Source organism: Corallococcus sp. RDP092CA, from assembly GCF_041903675.1.
In the GTDB taxonomy this organism is placed as follows: domain Bacteria; phylum Myxococcota; class Myxococcia; order Myxococcales; family Myxococcaceae; genus Corallococcus.
In genome coordinates this window covers 248412-262566 of sequence record NZ_JAYESI010000006.1, presented here as the reverse complement: position 1 = coordinate 262566, position 14155 = coordinate 248412, and the positions used below count along the sequence as shown (strand labels likewise).

The window sequence follows — 14155 nt, the reverse complement described above, 5'->3', positions numbered from 1 at the left end:
CTGCTGGGGAGACCCTACGCCCAACCCCTCCACCCCAGGGAAGTGCCAGGACGCGACCCTGCCCTTTCGTACAAGGAATCCCTGTCCATTGGATGTCAGACCCCCTCTGTACTGTGTACCCATTCCGACAGCCTTCCAGAGGGGGAACACCATGACGGAAACCCGTGAACTGCCGCGCGTCTCGGTGAACAAGCTGGGCGAATACCTGGTGGCCACGCCCGCCCGCCGCAAGCGCATCATCCACGACCAGAAGCACCCGCCGGAGGCCCAGTACCTGCGCTATCCGGAGGCGTCGCAGGCCATCACGGACTTCCTCTGCCGGGGGCTGGACCTGAGCGTGCTCCGGGAGGCGCAGCGCCGCTTCGCCTGCGCGGTGCCGCAGACGGAGTTCGAGGCGCAGCGCATGCAGCTGTGCTCGGAGGCGCTGGAGCGCTTCGCGGACCTGGTGCCGTGGCTGGACCTGGACGACGCCATCATCAGCGCGGTGGGCGCGGAGCCGCCCGTGCTGGAGATGGCCGGCGTCACCATCAGCGTGCGCCCGGAGGTGGTGGTGCAGCGGCTGGACAAGCAGGGCAACCCGCGCGTGGGGCTGATGAAGCTCTACTTCTCCAAGACGCACCCGCTGGACGAGCGGAGCGGGCAGTACATCGGCACGCTGCTCCAGCGCTTCGCGGAGCAGCACCTGTGCCGGCTGGGCCCGGCGGACCACCGGCTGATGGCCGTGGTGGACGTGTTCGCGGGCTCGCTGTTCGTCGCGCCGCGCGCGCACATCCGCCGGCTGGGCGACGTGGTGCTCGCGTGCGAGGAGATCGCCGAGCGCTGGGCCGTCCACTGACGTCCGGCGCCCCCGCCGCTCAGCCGTGCCCCTTCAGCGCGCCAGCGGCTTCCTGACGGCGCCGGTGGGCCGCGAGCCACGCGCGGGCCTGGGCCTCCGTGTCCACGAACTCCGCCTCCAACTTCGTGTCGTCGACGAACTGGAGCGCCACCACGAGCGCCTGCAGCACCGCGCGGTGCGTGCGCCTGGCGCCGAAGAAGACGACCGCGTGGAACCAGTTGGGGCGCATGTGCTCGGCCAGGTACTTGCGCGGCGCGACCGCCAGCCCCTCGGGGCCGCTGTCGCGCAGGTCCACGACGAAGTAGAGGGGCCTGTCGGGGCCCGCCCCCAGCTCGCGGAACACGCCCACCAGCGCCCGCACGTCCTCCTCTGAAAACGTGCCCTGAACCTTCGCCCAGAGGATGTCGGAGGACTCCAGCGAGACGTGCTGTGTCCCGAAGACCCACTCCCGAAGCACCGCCATGCCCTCTCCCACGCAGAGGGGCCTGAGGGTACCCAAATCCCGGGGGACGTCACCAGTCCGTGACTCCTTCTTTCCGGGCCTTGTCCGTGGGCACGACCCGCTGGGTCGTCGCGTCACGCACGCCGCGTGTCCTGCCGGGCCGGGTCATTCTCCGCGCGCCCGCACGTCGCGTCATGCCGTCCCCGCACGGGTGGCGCGGCTCCGCCTGTGTCACGGCAGGGTCAGCGCGGCGCGCGGGGGGCCGGGGTGGGCCTGGAAAGCCGCTATGCTCGTGGTGCGGGCGGCCAGACGGACGGTCGTCCCTGGGCGCATTCCCGGGCGGTTGTCGGGACGCGCTTCCTTGCTCACCGTGAAGCGTCGCGCCGCTGGCGCGGGGGATGGGAGCGTGGTGTTGGATTCCTTGTGGAGGCGACGCGCCGTGCTCGTGTCGGGCAAGGGCGGCGTGGGCAAGACGACGCTCTCCGCGGCGCTGGCGGTGGCGGCGGCGCGCTCGGGCCAGCCGGTGCTGCTGGCGGAGCTGTCCCCGGACGAGGGGGGCCCGTCCGCGCTCGCGGGGCTGGTGGGCGCGAGCGAGGCCGGGCCGCGCGTGGTGCCGGCGGGGCCGAACCTGTCCTTCGTGCGCCTGTCCGCCCAGGAGGGACACCGGCTGTTCCTGGAGGAGACCCTGCCCCTGAAGTGGCTGGCGGAGGCCGCGCTGCGCTCCAAGGCGCTGCGGCGCTTCCTGGAGGCGGGCCCCGCGCTCAAGGAGATGGGGCTGATGTTCCAGCTGCTCTCCCTCTTGCGCCGCAAGCACGCGGACGACCGCTGGGTGCACCCGCTCACCGTGGTGGACCTGCCCGCCACCGGCCACGCGCTGGCGCTGGCCACGCTGCCCCGGAGCATCCTGTCGCTGATGCCGGGCGGGCCCGTGGGGCGCGCGGTGCGCGAGGGGCTGGACCTGCTCCAGGACCCGGCGCGCACGGGCGTGGTGCTCACCACCCTGCCGGAGCCGCTGCCCGTGAGCGAGACGCTGGCGCTGGTGGGCGAGCTGAAGGCCGTGGGGCTGCCCCTGTCCGCCGCGGTGCTCAACCGCATGCCGGAGGACCCCTTCACGCCGGAGTCGCGCGCGGCGCTGGAGCGGCTGCTGGAGACGCACGGGCCGCACCAGGGACAGCGGGCGCTGGAGCGGCTGGAGCGCGCGCGGCTGGCCCGCCAGCGGCTGGCGGCGGGCGTGGGCGTGCCGCACTGGGGGCTGCCGGAGCTGGCGCTGACGGGCGCGGCGCTGGTGGAGCGGCTGGCGGAGCTGCTGGGGTCCACACTCGAAGGGGCCGCGCTCCACCGCGGCCAGGAGGCCACGCCATGAACCTGGACGGACTGCTGCGCGACAAGCGGATCCTCGTGCTGTGCGGCGCGGGCGGCGTGGGCAAGACGACGACGGCGGCGGCGCTGGGCGTGGCCGCGGCGCGCGCGGGGCGCAAGGTGCTGGTGCTCACCATCGACCCGGCGCGGCGGCTGGCGGAGGCCATGGGGCTGAAGGAGAACGGCGCGGAGCCCACCCCCGTGCCTCCGGAGCGCCTGTACGCGGACGGCCCGCGCGGCGAGGGCCGGCTGGACGTGTGGATGCTGGAGCCGCGCATCGTCTTCGAGCGCATGGTGCGCCGGCTGTCCGCCACGGAGAGCGCCGCGCGCGCCGTCCTGGAGCACCGCCTGTACCGCTTCCTGTCGGAGCTGGTCGCGGGCGTGCAGGAATACGCCGCCGCGGAGGCGCTGGACGGCTTCCTCGCGGAGGGCCACTACGACCTCATCGTCCTGGACACGCCCCCCAGCCGCCACGCGCTGGACTTCCTGGATGCGCCGGGCCGGCTGTCGCGCTTCCTGGACGAGCGGATCATCTCCCTCTTCGGCCCGGACGCGGGCCGCACCGGCCGCCTGTGGCAGGGCGCGCAGGCGCTGGTGGGCCGCGTGCTGGACGGCATCTTCGGCGGCGGCTTCGCGCAGGAGATGCGCACGTTCGTCGGCGCCTTCGGCGGGCTGTTCGCCGGCATCCGCGTGCACGCGGACCGGCTGCGCGAGCACCTGTCGTCGAAGGACGCGGCGTTCCTGCTCGTCACGTCGCCGGAGGCCGCCGCGCTGCGCGAGGCCACCTTCTTCCAGCAGGCGCTCCAGGCGAAGGGGCTGCCCTTCGCGGGCTACGTGCTCAACCGCAGCTGGGCGCGCGACGACGGCCTGGCCCCCGCCGCCGCGCTGAAGCCGCACGCGAACAACACCGCGGACGCGGACGCCGTCGTCGCGCTGGAGCACCTGGCGGGCGTGGAGGACGCGCGCGCGAAGGCCCACCGCTCGCTGCTGGCGAGGCTGGCCGAGGGGCTGCCCCGGGGCGCGCTGGCCATCGCCGCGCCGGACGCGGGCGCGGACCTGGAGGACTTCCGGGGCCTGGTGCACCTGGGCGACGCGCTCACCGTCGCCTGACGTCCGGGGCGTCGCACCGGAGTCCAGGGCGGACGGGCAGGCGGCGCCGCACCTGGCCGGCCGGAGCTTTGCGCGTCCGGGCCCGCTTCCCATGTTCGCAAGTCGAGGAGGCTTGCGACGCACATGGGCACCAAGGACTACAGCAACGGAAACGGCAGGCATGACCTGGGGCGCGCGGACATCTCCACGCCTCCCACCGACGCCATGGCCACGCACCGCCCGCCGGACGTGGCGCCGCCGGGCTCGCGCGAGCGCGCGGAGGCCGACGTGAGCGGCTGGACGCCCGGACGCGACGAGCGGCCCGCGGACCGCCAGGGGCGCTTCCACCGCGCCGCCGCGTGGCGCCTGGGCCGCGTGCGCACGGACGTGGACGACACGGGCACCTGGCGCGCGGACCGCGAGGGTGAGCGCGACGGCGGCACCACCGGCCCCTACGGCCGCGACGACCGGGACGTGCGCTATGCCAACGGCGCCGGCCCCCGGCGCACCCAGGGCGAGGACACGGTCCTGGAGATGCGGCCCCAGCGCGCCGACTACCGCGAGTGGGACCGCACCGGCTACGGCGGCGAGGAGCCCCTCCTGCGCGACCGCCAGGCCCGCGGCGCGCCGGCGTGGCGCGAGGACCCGGGCCCGCGCGAACAGCTGCCCCCGCGAAGCGGGGAGACCTTCCCCCTGGATCCGAGGCTCCGGGCCTCGGCCCGCGACCCGTCCCCCGCGCCCGGCGCCTCCCGCCGCCGCTGGAAGCGCGAGCCGCTCACCGCGCGCGACATCATGACCCGGCAGGTGCGCACCGCGCGCCGCGACAGCGCCCTGCGCGAGGTGGCGCAGCTCATGCGCGACGAGGACTGCGGCGTGGTGCCCATCGTGGACGGCGAGGGGCGGCTGCTGGGGCTCGTGACGGACCGCGACCTGGCGCTGCGCGCCTTCACCGGCTCGCGCGCCGTGGACGGCCTGCGCGCCGCGGACGTGATGACGGAGGACCTGGAGGCGGTGCTGCCGGAGGAGGACCTGCACGGCGTCATCGAGCTGATGGGCCGCCGCCAGGTCCGCCGCATCCCCGTGGTGGAGCCCGACGACCGGCTCGTGGGCATCATCGCGCTGGGGGACATCGCCAGCCGCGCGGATCAGGACGAGGAGCTACAGGAGGCGCTGGAGCGCATCTCCTCGCGGCGCTCGTTCTGGAGCCGGCTGCGCTGACGGCCAGCGCCACGGGACGGGAGGCGTGGACGACCTCCCGTCCGTTGCGTCCGTGCTTCAGGCGATGCCCACCACCACGCCGGTCGCGTCGGCCGTCACGGTGAACGTCTTGAGGTTCACCGTCGCCGCGCCCCCAGGCTCGACCACGCCCGTCTTGCTGAAGATGGACGCGTGGCACGGGCAGAGCAGCTCGTCGAGGCCCGCATCGAAGCCCACCTCGCAGCCCTGGTGCGTGCAGACGGAGTCCACGGCGGAGTAGGTCCCGTCCTCCAGCTTGAAGACGTAGATGCGCTTGCCGTAGCCGTTGGGCGTCCCGCTCACCATGCCGCCCGCGTTCTGGAGGTCCGGGAACTGGGCGAAGGTCAGCGTCACCTTGCCGTCGTTGTCCACGGCGGGGAAGGCGGCGTCACCGGCCAGGATGTTGATGCTCAGCACCTGCGTGCCCGCGTTGTACGTGCACACGTACGTCTTGAGCGGCACCGTGGCGGGCTCCTGCGTCACCTTGCCCGTCGTGATGTCGAACTTCGACAGGTGACAGGGGCACACGGCCTCCTGGCCGTCGAAGCCCATGGGGCAGCCCACGTGGGTGCACGTGGCGGACAGCACCGCGTAGGTGTCCGCCGTGGGGTGCACCACCAGCAGGTTCTCCTGCCCGGACTCCCTCGGGAAGCGCAGCGTCAGCGCGCCGCCCTCGCGGGACAGGTCCGGGTAGCGCTGCACCACCAGGGCCACGATGCCGTCCGTGCCGGGCATGGGCACGTCCAGCACCGGCGCCGGGTCGATGTTCGGCGCACATGCGGGGGGCAGGCCCGCCACCACCACGCCCGTGCCCAACAGCTTCTTGAAGAAGTCGCGACGCGACGAGCTCACGTGCCCTCCGTGAAGACGAGGTGCGGCTCCAGCACCAGCTCGTCATCCACCTTCACGAGCAGCAGCGTGGGCCGTTCGATGTTGTAGCCCTCCAGGCTGATCTTGAAGGAGCCGTCCGCCGTCACCTGCGTGGCGGAGTCGAACTTCACCGTCATGGGGATCTCGACGTCCTTCGTCACGCCGTGGAAGGTGAGCTTGCCCTTGAGGGTCACCGGCACGGTGCCCGGGAAGGAGGCGGGCGGCTTCACGCCGGTGCCCACGGCCTTCACCTCCACCAGCGGGAACTTGGAGGCCTCCGTCACCTCCAGCATGTGCGTGTCGCGGTTGGAGTTCTGCGAGTCGAAGTCCTTCACCTGCGCGCGCACGGCCACCTGGAGGGTGCCGTCCGGCTTCAGCACGGCCTTGCCCTCGCTGGGAGGCGCCTTGCCGGACACGGTGTGCATCTTGTGGATGAGCTTGTAGGTGAGGGAGCTGGCGTCCTTCTTCACCGAGAACAGCTTCGCGTTCTGCGCGGCGGCGGGCAGCGCGAGCAGCAGGGCAGCGGACAGAACGAGTCGTCGAGCAATCACGGCGTCCTCCAGAGGGGGCTACGTCTTGCCTCCGCACAACGGCCGGCGCACGGAGACATTCACGACAAGGGGGATGGGGTCAGAAAGTGAGCGTGACGATGCCCGCGGCGACGCAGCCCAGCGTGGCATAGCCCACGATCTGATGCGCGGTGGCGTACTTCGGCTCGGTGATCTCGCCGTAGCTGTGGGTCGCGAGGATGCCGAGCACGGCCTGGGCGATCATCCCGGCGGTGGCCAGGCTCATGAAGATCTTGTGGAACGTCACCGTGTCCCACTGGAACGGGCGCTCCACCGGGTCCGGCGCCAGCACGCCCAGCGTGCCCACGGTGGCGAACAGCAGCGACGTGCCGATGACGACGCCCCGGTGCCAGGCGAGCAGCGAGCGGTCATCTCCGCCGCCCGTGAATGAACGGCTGAACTGGATCTGCCCCAGCACCGTGGCCGCGGTGAGGCCGCCCGCCATGGCCAGCCCCAGCCCCTGGTGCAGCTTGAGCATCGTGCGGCGCGTCTCCAGGTCCTTCTGCAGGTCCGGATCCAACAGGCCCTTGGACGCCTCCGCCTCCGGCGTGAGCAGGTCGAAGTCCAGGCTGGGCTCGGACGACGGGGCGCCGCTGGAGTCCTGCGTCGCGGGAGCCTCCGTCGAACCGGACGACGGCGTGGCGGACACGGGCGGCGCGACGTCCGGCGTCACCGGGGCCGCGGGCGCGGTCTCCCGCGGGGGCGGCGGCGTGGCGGGCTTGCGCTTCGCCTTCGCGGGCTTGCGCTTCGCCGCGGCGACCATCACGGGGGCGTCCGGCGCGAGGGCCGCGCCAGCGGGGGAGGCCGCCAGGAGCATGACGGCCAGGAGGGGAGAAATGACGCGGGTCATCATGGGGTTCCCGGGAGGACAACGCGGCCCGTCGAGAGAATGGGGGGCCATGCCTTCCCAGGCTACCCCGGCTCTCAGCTCCGGTGCACTGCGGTGCACACCGGGTCCGGGTGAACCTCACGATGTCGGCATACCCCTGGGTGGATGCAGCCATAAGAACCCCAGGGGCCGCCGGAAGTCGCGCGCGGCGTGGTGATTGTCAGGCCGGCGTCGTCGAAGGCACCTCCGACCGGGGCGCGGTGCCGTGCGCGAGCTCCTGGCCCAGGGCGTGCGGATCGAAGTAGGCGTAGAAGCGGCGGACCCGGTCGCCGTCCCACTCGATGATGGACACGCCCTCGTAGGCGATGGCGGCGCCGCTGCGCGCGGTGCCCTGCGTCTCCCACTCCAGGGCCACGCGGTCGCCGGACTCGATCGTGTTGCGGAAGGTGGACTTCACCTGGCCCAGGGTGGCCTTGTATTCGGTCCAGAAGCGGCGGGCGCCGTCGACGCCGGAGAAGACGTGGGGGGAGGCGACGTTGCTGACCTGCGCGTCGTCGGTGAAGAGGGCGACCATCGGCTCGACGTCGCCGTCCGCCTCCAGTTTCAGCAGTGCATCCACGAACCGCTGCGCTCGTTCCATCGGAAGTCCTCGCTCATCGCGAAAGGGGATGTGCGGGAAGGGTGCGCACGCGAGGGGGACGCGGCCTGCCGGCGGAGGCCGCTCCCTCGTCCCGCGGTCGGAGGCCCCACCCCCTTGCCCCCGGGCGGCCGCTGATGGAAGAGGGACGCCGTCATGCCCCAGGAAGCCCACCGCCCCGAGCCCGCCTCCACTCCGAGGAGACAGTCCTGGCAGGAGGCCGAGGCAGCCCTGCTGGCCCTGGCCCCTCCCGTGACGGAGGAGGCCGAGGGTGCGCCGGCGGGGGCGGCCCCCGCGCCCGGGGTGGACTCGCCGCCCGGCTGGGGCACCGCCGTCTTCGTCGCGCTGGGCGCGCTGTACCAGGTGCGCCGGGCGATGCCGCTCGCGGACGTGACGCCGTGGGACTTCGGGGCGCTGCTCTCCAAGGGCTACGGCATCGTGGCCTTCCTGGTGCTGTTCCCCTCGCTGGTGGCGCTGTGGGGCATCGCGCGGGGTGACCTGAGGAGCGGGGCCTCCACAAGCGCCCCCCCAGGTCCCGGACCGCGCACCCCCGGGAGATGTTCGAACGCCTGGGATTCACCCCGGTGGGCACCCACGCGAAGCACGCGCGGGTGGACGGCGCGTGGCACGACGTCGTGGTGGTGGAGAAGGTGCTGCGCTGACGCGTCCGGAGGCGGTCCCACGGACACTGTCTCCTCATGGCACCCGAGGACAGGAGGGCCCCCCTTGCTCCCGCGCTTCCGCCGGAGGATGACTGTCCGCCAGGAGCACCCATGCCCCAGCAAGCCCTCCGTTCCGCGCCGTCGTCCTCCGCCACCGACGAGGCGCCCGCCGACGTCCCCGAGCCCATCGCGGCGGAGGCGTTCCCGCCGCTGACGCTCCTGCTGGAGGAGGTGCGGTCACCGGGGATGGTGCGCGCGGACATCGACGCGCTCATCGTGGGCCTGGGCCGTCCGCCCGCGCCGGACGAACCGCTGCGCGAGCGGGCGGATCTGCTGCTGGGGCTCCTGGACCGGAGCAACCCGGTGGGGGACTACGCGGGCTCGGGCGGGATGAAGGTGCGGCACGCGGCGAAGGAGGCCCTGCTCGCCCTGGGCTATCCGTACGCGATGGAGCTGCCGCCCGACCTGCTGGAGACGGAGCGCGAGGGGGGGAGGAAGCCGGGGCTGAGCGGGGGGAACATCACGCTGGCGGTGGTGAGCCTGCTGTACCAGTCCGGCGGCCTGGTGGCGCTGTGGTTCCTCCTCGACTACTTCCGGATGCCGGCGGCGGCCGAGGTGCTGCTGGGCGCCGGCGCGGGCCTCGTGCTCGCCACCGTGTGCGCCCTGATGGGCCACCACTCCCGGTCGCGGGACATGCAGAGCGTCGGCTCGGCGCTGCTGTGGGTGGCGACGGTGGGGTGGATCCTCCTCGCCCTCCCGGCCGCCGTGTTCACGAGTGGCATGGCCCTGCTCTTCGTCCCTTGGCACCTGGCGATGTGGACCGCCATCGCCCTGCGTCCGGAAGATGATCCGGAGAAGCCGCCAGCGCCGAGAGCGCCCCGGCCCAGGTCCTGACCCCGCCGTCCACCGCGCGACCCGCCAGTTGATGGGGTGGCGCAGCGGCGGCTCGCGAACGTGCGGGTGCTCAGCGCCGGGCGGCCTGGGCCCACTCCTCGCGCGTCCAGCCCTGGCGTTCATAGAGGGCCCGGCGCTCGGCGGGCAGGGCGTCCCAGGACACGCCGGGGTCCAGGTCCTGGGGGCGGCTGAAGAGGCCGGGGACGTCACCGCGGACGGCCAGCGCGGCGCGCTCGGGGGTGAGGCCGCGCAGGCCGTAGCCCAGCTTGAGGGTGGCGTGGCCCTGGCTGGCCTTGTCGGAGACCTCGAGGGAGACGCCGCCGCCGAACTCCGCGGTGCGCGGGTTGAGGCTCGCCTGGGCGCGGGCGTGCGAGCCCGCGCCCAGGGACAGCTCGACCTTGCCTTCCGAGTCGCGGCTGACGCTGGCGATGCCCAGCTCCACCTGGAGCTGCGCCTCCGTCTTGCCGTGCGCGTCCGTCATCACCTCCAGGCCCAGGGGTCCAGCCTTGGTGGCGACGCCCGCCTGCGTCTCGCGGTCGGTGGTGCCGCGCGCGGAGACATGGGTCTCGCTCTTGAAGTGGAGCAGTTCCAGGGACGCGCTCACTTCGGCGGAGACGAAGGCGCCGGCGGGCCGCTGGCCGGAGAGGACCTGGGCGCGGGCGGTGACGGCCTCATACGCCTGGACGAGCGAGTGTCGGGGGCGTCCCAGGCCGGCCTTCCATTCCGACTCGTAGCGTTCCCGCTGGGGGTCGGACCAGGAGAGGCCGAGCGAGGTTTCGCGAAGGTCCAGCGGCCGCGGAGGTCCCAGCGCGCGAAGGGCCTGGAGGCTGCCGGCCTGGGCCACGGCGTCGCCGTAACAGGCCAGGTACGCGTCGTAGGCGACGACGGTGGCGCGGCCCATGTCGGTGGCGTGGGCGTTCACGGCGTCGCGCAGGGCGGCGGGCAGCTTCGGATCATTGACGAAGGTCTCCGGTCGTCCAGGCATGCCGAGCGGTCCCTCCGTGCCGCCCGGGCGACGCGAGAGGACGCCCTTCGACGCGGCCTGTTCGAGGAAGGCCTGGCGCGACGGAGCGTCCATCCGGGACACGTAGGTGGAGAGCAGCCCATCGCGGTCCATGCGCTCCAGCGTGGCGAGGTACGCGTCGCGAGGCACGGCGCCAAGCGCAGCGTGCGCGGCCTTCACGTCGCTGTCGGTGAGGAAGGGGTTGGACAGGCCGCGCGTCAGGTGCGCGCGGACCGAGGCATAGCGGTCCTCGGGGACGGGAGCGGAGGGGGCGCGCAGCCGGCCGCCCAGCGCCGCGAGCTCGCGAGCGGACACGGCGGGACCTTCCGCGTGCGTGGGGACACGGGGCGCGGTGGGAGGAGCCGAAGGACCGTCATAGGGCCGCAGCTCGTTGCGAGCGGGCGCGGAGGCACTGCTCTCGCTGACGGAGGTCCTGCGGGACGCGGTCGTGCCCACGCGGAGGTCGGGCGCGGGTGCATCGGGTTCGGGAAGCGTGGGGTCGGGAGGCAGGGGGCTGCTACCGGGCGCATCGATTCGGGACATCAGGCTCGCTCCGAGGAAGGAGGAGCCCGCGCCGGTGCAGCCGGTGCGCCATGGTCAGGTGCCCGGAATCAGGGGCTTCGGGTCGGGCAGGATCCGCCTTTCGGACCTCGCATCCCTGGGCGTGGACGCATTCAGACGGGAGTGCGTTCCAACCAGGCTCGCAGCCGGTCGCGGAGCTCCTTCAGTTCCGGGCAGAAGTCCAAGAGGGCCTTCCACTGGGCTCCCAGGCCCTGCATCGCGCGTTTGCGGCCACTGCCCACCTGCATCAACCATCCCTTCTGACGCAGGAAGGGGTCTGCGTAGTGTTCCTTGGGGTCCGTGTGTTCGCGAACCTCGGCCCAGGCGACACCGAGTTCTTCACGGTGCAGGGCGAGCATCCACACCTCGACCTCCTCAACGGCGAGGCAGGCGATGACCCGGTTCGGATGATCCGCTTCGCGTGCGGCGGCTTGATGGGTGTTGTTCCACCGGTCGCCGTCCCGATCCACTATCAGGAGGAACAGGTCCTCCATCGGGTTCTCAGCGACGATGCGTCCAACCATCTTCTGCGCGAGTGCTTCGGAGGTTCCCCGTAGATGAGGATCCTTCAGGACATCGACGCGAGCTTTTCGTCCGAGGTCCGCGAAGAGGGCCTCGACGATGGGCTTGAGGATGTACTGGTCGCGCGTGGGGTCCTCGGGAATGACGAGGACCTTCACAATGCGCGCTCCAACCAGCCCGTGGTGAACAGGTGATCGATGTTGGAGAGCTTCGATACTTCCTCGAAGTGAGGAAGGTCACCCAGGCGGCGCAACACCGTGCCCGGTTGGCCCGGCGAGCGCGCGCACAGCACCGTGCTCTTCAACGCCTCAGGCGAGAGCGCCATCAGCACCTGTGGCGAATGCGTGGTCAGGATGACCTGGAGCTTGCGTTCGCGGGCAACCGCCTCGATGAACTCCACGAGCAGATGGATGCGCTGAGGATGCAGGCCGGTCTCGGGCTCTTCCAGAATCACGATGCTGCCCTCCCGCACGGTCCTCAATGCAACCAGCGTTCCCAGGAAGCGCAGCGTCCCGTCCGACAAGCTCCGCGCGGGAGTCCGGGTCCCGTCCTTCTCCACGAGGGCAAACATCACGTCGCCCAGATCGGTCGTGATGAAATTGAGTCCAACGACCTCTGGACCGCATAGCTCAGCGAGCCAATCAACCCATTCCTGCTGCGTGTCCGGATGACGCAGGCTGAGTGACCAGAGTACGGACGAGATGTTCTCCCCTTCAGCGCCCAGATCAATATCCTGCTGCGGTGAATAGCCACGCATCCGCGCTGGAATCACCTCTAGAAAGAGAGCGCTATTTAGCGTCGGCAAATCCAGCAAGCTACGAGCATAGGTCGTGCCGAGGCGATTCCGAGCTTCGCGATAAATGCTCTGATTGGCTTCAATATGAATCCTCCCATCGACGTGCGAAATCATGGGGGGCAGTCCCTTGACGGGTACTGATTCAATGGCGTGCTGCTGTGAAGCGACACTCAGCTCCAACCGCTCCCAATGAAATGAGGGGTCGCCCCGAACTTCGATCCCCATACTGTGGATCAGTGAGCCGTCGCTCCCCGAACTCCAACGAAGCGTCAAATCGACAGGAACGTCCGCTGAGCGCGCGAGGCCCAGGCTTCCGCCGCGCAGCGCTGGAGCCACTTCCCGCCCTGCCTCCCGACGTCCCTGGAGGACTTCGGTCAGCGTCCACCCCAACTCCAGCCGCTGAACCAGCCGTAGCGCATCCAACAGGTTGCTCTTTCCAGAGGCATTCGCCCCCACGAGCACCGTCACCGGAGCGAGCTTCACCTCCGCGTCCACAAAGCTCTTGAAGTTCTTGAGGTGGATGGATTCCAGCATCGCCACCACCCTACTTCACCGGCCCCAGCGCGCGAACGCCCATCCCCACCCCACGTCCCCCAGGAATGACAAAGGACCCCGGTCCCATCAGGCCCGGAGTCCCCGTGTTCAACAGTCGCGCAAGCTCAGCCCAGCACGTCCTGCGCGCGGCGGTAGTACATCTCGCGGCTCGCGAGGCCGTTGTAGCCGCCGTTGATGCGGCGGGTGACCTCGCGGAAGTTGCCCGCGTCCGCGTAGCTGTTCAGGTTGCGCGAGCTCCAGTACCAACCCGCGATGCGGAACGCGACGTCCGGGTCCTTCGCGCGCTCCGGGTGCCCTTCCAGGTCGATGCCCAGCGCCTTGCCCGCCGCCCGGTAGTTCGCGCGCCCCGTGAGCTGGATGGGCCCCCGGCCCTTGTAGCGCCTGCCGTCACCCGGCTGCGTGTTGCCCAGGTCCTTGCGGCCCTCGTACGCCGCGCCGGAGGCGATCTCCTCCATGTAGCGCAGCTCGCCGCTCTCATGCGCCAGCTGCGCCAGGAACATCTCCTTGCGCCGGGGCGTGTTGATGTTCGCCTCCGCCATCGCCTTGTTCAGGTGCGGCAGGTACTGCTCCGCCTTCGCCTGCGACAGGTTCGGCATGATCCGCCGCAGCTGCGCCACCGTCACCCCACCCTTCCCGCCCGACGTGCCCGGCGTCCCACCCACGCCCTCCGTCGACGGAGGCGGCTTCGACGTCCCGCCCGTCCCCCCCGTGCGGCCCGGGATCGTCAGCTTCTGCCCGACGTAGATCTTGTTCGGGTTCGCGATGTGGTTCGCCTGCGCCAGCGCCCCCACCGTCGTGCCATACCGCCCCGCGATGCCGCTCAGCGTGTCCCCGCTGCGCACCGTGTACGAAGCGCCCCCGGACGACGGCGGCTTCGACGTCACCGGCGCCGAGCCTCCGCCCGCCCCCGGGATCGTCAGCTTCTGGCCCACGTAGATCTTGTTCGGGTTCGCGATGTGGTTCGCCTGCGCCAGCGCCCCCACCGTCGTGCCGTGCCGCCCCGCGATGCCGCTCAGCGTGTCCCCGCTGCGCACCGTGTAGCTGCCCGCCTTCGACGGCGCCGCCTCGAACCGGTCCGGAACCGTCAGCCGCTGCCCCACCCGGATGAGGTTCGCGTTGGCGATGTGGTTCGTCTTCTGGAGCGAAGACACCGACGTGTTGAAGCGCTGCGCGAGCCCGCTCAACGTGTCGCCGCTGCGAACGGAATAGGTCGTCACGGTTAAAACTCCGGGAAAAGAGGTAAATCAGTGCCCGGATTTTCGCGACGCCCGGGAATTAGTTTCCCAGGAATACCTA

Annotated in this window: 14 protein-coding genes; 5 read left to right on the top strand and 9 right to left on the bottom strand. The window is 71.5% G+C overall.

The annotated features are described in order from the left end of the window. The first annotated feature begins 151 nt into the window (after positions 1-151). On the top strand, positions 152-835 hold the full coding sequence (locus tag U8525_RS10070) for a hypothetical protein (RefSeq protein ID WP_374264170.1): 684 nt from the start codon (positions 152-154) through the stop codon (positions 833-835). A 19-nt stretch (positions 836-854) separates the two neighbouring features. Here U8525_RS10070 and U8525_RS10065 read toward each other — a convergent pair whose 3' ends face one another. Further along, a complete protein-coding gene (locus tag U8525_RS10065) occupies positions 855-1298 on the bottom strand; it encodes an STAS/SEC14 domain-containing protein (protein WP_374264168.1) in 444 nt (147 codons plus the stop codon). Positions 1299-1686: 388 nt separating this feature from the next. On the opposite strand from U8525_RS10065, the gene U8525_RS10060 reads away from it, so the two are divergent. From U8525_RS10060 to U8525_RS10050, 3 genes are all read left to right on the top strand, one after another. After that, positions 1687-2640, top strand: coding sequence for an ArsA family ATPase (locus U8525_RS10060; RefSeq protein ID WP_374264166.1), 954 nt, complete (start codon positions 1687-1689; stop codon positions 2638-2640). Next, positions 2637-3746, top strand: coding sequence for an ArsA family ATPase (locus tag U8525_RS10055; RefSeq protein ID WP_374264164.1), 1110 nt, complete (start codon positions 2637-2639; stop codon positions 3744-3746). The genes U8525_RS10060 and U8525_RS10055 overlap by 4 nt, the downstream gene beginning before the upstream one ends. Positions 3747-3869: 123 nt before the next feature. Beyond that, complete coding sequence (locus tag U8525_RS10050) at positions 3870-4943, top strand: CBS domain-containing protein (protein ID WP_374264162.1); 1074 nt, start codon at positions 3870-3872, stop codon at positions 4941-4943. A gap of 57 nt (positions 4944-5000) precedes the next feature. Here the strand turns inward: U8525_RS10050 and U8525_RS10045 are convergent, their stop codons facing one another. The 4 genes from U8525_RS10045 to U8525_RS10030 all read right to left on the bottom strand — a co-directional run bounded on the left by U8525_RS10045 (position 5001) and on the right by U8525_RS10030 (position 7869). Further along, the gene (locus tag U8525_RS10045) at positions 5001-5813 is read right to left on the bottom strand and encodes a Rieske 2Fe-2S domain-containing protein (RefSeq protein WP_374264160.1); all 813 of its coding nucleotides are present in this window, start codon (positions 5811-5813) and stop codon (positions 5001-5003) included. Next, the gene (locus tag U8525_RS10040; RefSeq protein ID WP_374264158.1) at positions 5810-6382 is read right to left on the bottom strand and encodes a YceI family protein; all 573 of its coding nucleotides are present in this window, start codon (positions 6380-6382) and stop codon (positions 5810-5812) included. The genes U8525_RS10045 and U8525_RS10040 overlap by 4 nt, the downstream gene beginning before the upstream one ends. 79 nt (positions 6383-6461) lie before the next feature. Further along, on the bottom strand, positions 6462-7253 hold the full coding sequence (locus U8525_RS10035) for a hypothetical protein (RefSeq protein WP_374264156.1): 792 nt from the start codon (positions 7251-7253) through the stop codon (positions 6462-6464). Between the two features lie 196 nt (positions 7254-7449). Continuing rightward, positions 7450-7869, bottom strand: a complete 420-nt coding sequence (locus U8525_RS10030) for a nuclear transport factor 2 family protein (RefSeq protein WP_374264154.1) — start codon at positions 7867-7869, stop codon at positions 7450-7452. Between the two features lie 770 nt (positions 7870-8639). Between U8525_RS10030 and U8525_RS10025 the strand changes: the two genes are divergently transcribed. Next, positions 8640-9422 carry a hypothetical protein gene (locus U8525_RS10025; protein WP_374264152.1) on the top strand — a complete coding sequence of 261 codons (783 nt, stop codon included), beginning with the start codon at positions 8640-8642 and terminating at the stop codon, positions 9420-9422. 70 nt (positions 9423-9492) lie between these two features. Here the strand turns inward: U8525_RS10025 and U8525_RS10020 are convergent, their stop codons facing one another. The 4 genes from U8525_RS10020 to U8525_RS10005 all read right to left on the bottom strand — a co-directional run bounded on the left by U8525_RS10020 (position 9493) and on the right by U8525_RS10005 (position 14076). Then, positions 9493-10968, bottom strand: coding sequence for a hypothetical protein (locus tag U8525_RS10020; protein WP_374264150.1), 1476 nt, complete (start codon positions 10966-10968; stop codon positions 9493-9495). 131 nt (positions 10969-11099) lie between these two features. Beyond that, a complete protein-coding gene (locus tag U8525_RS10015; RefSeq protein ID WP_374264148.1) occupies positions 11100-11666 on the bottom strand; it encodes a hypothetical protein in 567 nt (188 codons plus the stop codon). Continuing rightward, positions 11663-12838, bottom strand: a complete 1176-nt coding sequence (locus U8525_RS10010; protein ID WP_374264229.1) for an AAA family ATPase — start codon at positions 12836-12838, stop codon at positions 11663-11665. The genes U8525_RS10015 and U8525_RS10010 overlap by 4 nt, the downstream gene beginning before the upstream one ends. A 125-nt stretch (positions 12839-12963) precedes the next feature. Beyond that, entirely contained in the window at positions 12964-14076 is a 1113-nt protein-coding gene (locus U8525_RS10005; RefSeq protein ID WP_374264146.1) for a LysM peptidoglycan-binding domain-containing protein, read from the bottom strand. Positions 14077-14155 lie beyond the last annotated feature (79 nt).

Coding starts and splice junctions, on each gene's coding strand:
- U8525_RS10070 (WP_374264170.1), top strand. CDS start 152: ATGACGGAAACCCGTGAACTGCCGCGCGTCTCGGTGAACAAGCTGGGC.
- U8525_RS10065 (WP_374264168.1), bottom strand. CDS start 1,298: ATGGCGGTGCTTCGGGAGTGGGTCTTCGGGACACAGCACGTCTCGCTG.
- U8525_RS10055 (WP_374264164.1), top strand. CDS start 2,637: ATGAACCTGGACGGACTGCTGCGCGACAAGCGGATCCTCGTGCTGTGC.
- U8525_RS10050 (WP_374264162.1), top strand. CDS start 3,870: ATGGGCACCAAGGACTACAGCAACGGAAACGGCAGGCATGACCTGGGG.
- U8525_RS10035 (WP_374264156.1), bottom strand. CDS start 7,253: ATGATGACCCGCGTCATTTCTCCCCTCCTGGCCGTCATGCTCCTGGCG.
- U8525_RS10030 (WP_374264154.1), bottom strand. CDS start 7,869: ATGGAACGAGCGCAGCGGTTCGTGGATGCACTGCTGAAACTGGAGGCG.
- U8525_RS10025 (WP_374264152.1), top strand. CDS start 8,640: ATGCCCCAGCAAGCCCTCCGTTCCGCGCCGTCGTCCTCCGCCACCGAC.
- U8525_RS10020 (WP_374264150.1), bottom strand. CDS start 10,968: ATGTCCCGAATCGATGCGCCCGGTAGCAGCCCCCTGCCTCCCGACCCC.
- U8525_RS10010 (WP_374264229.1), bottom strand. CDS start 12,838: ATGCTGGAATCCATCCACCTCAAGAACTTCAAGAGCTTTGTGGACGCG.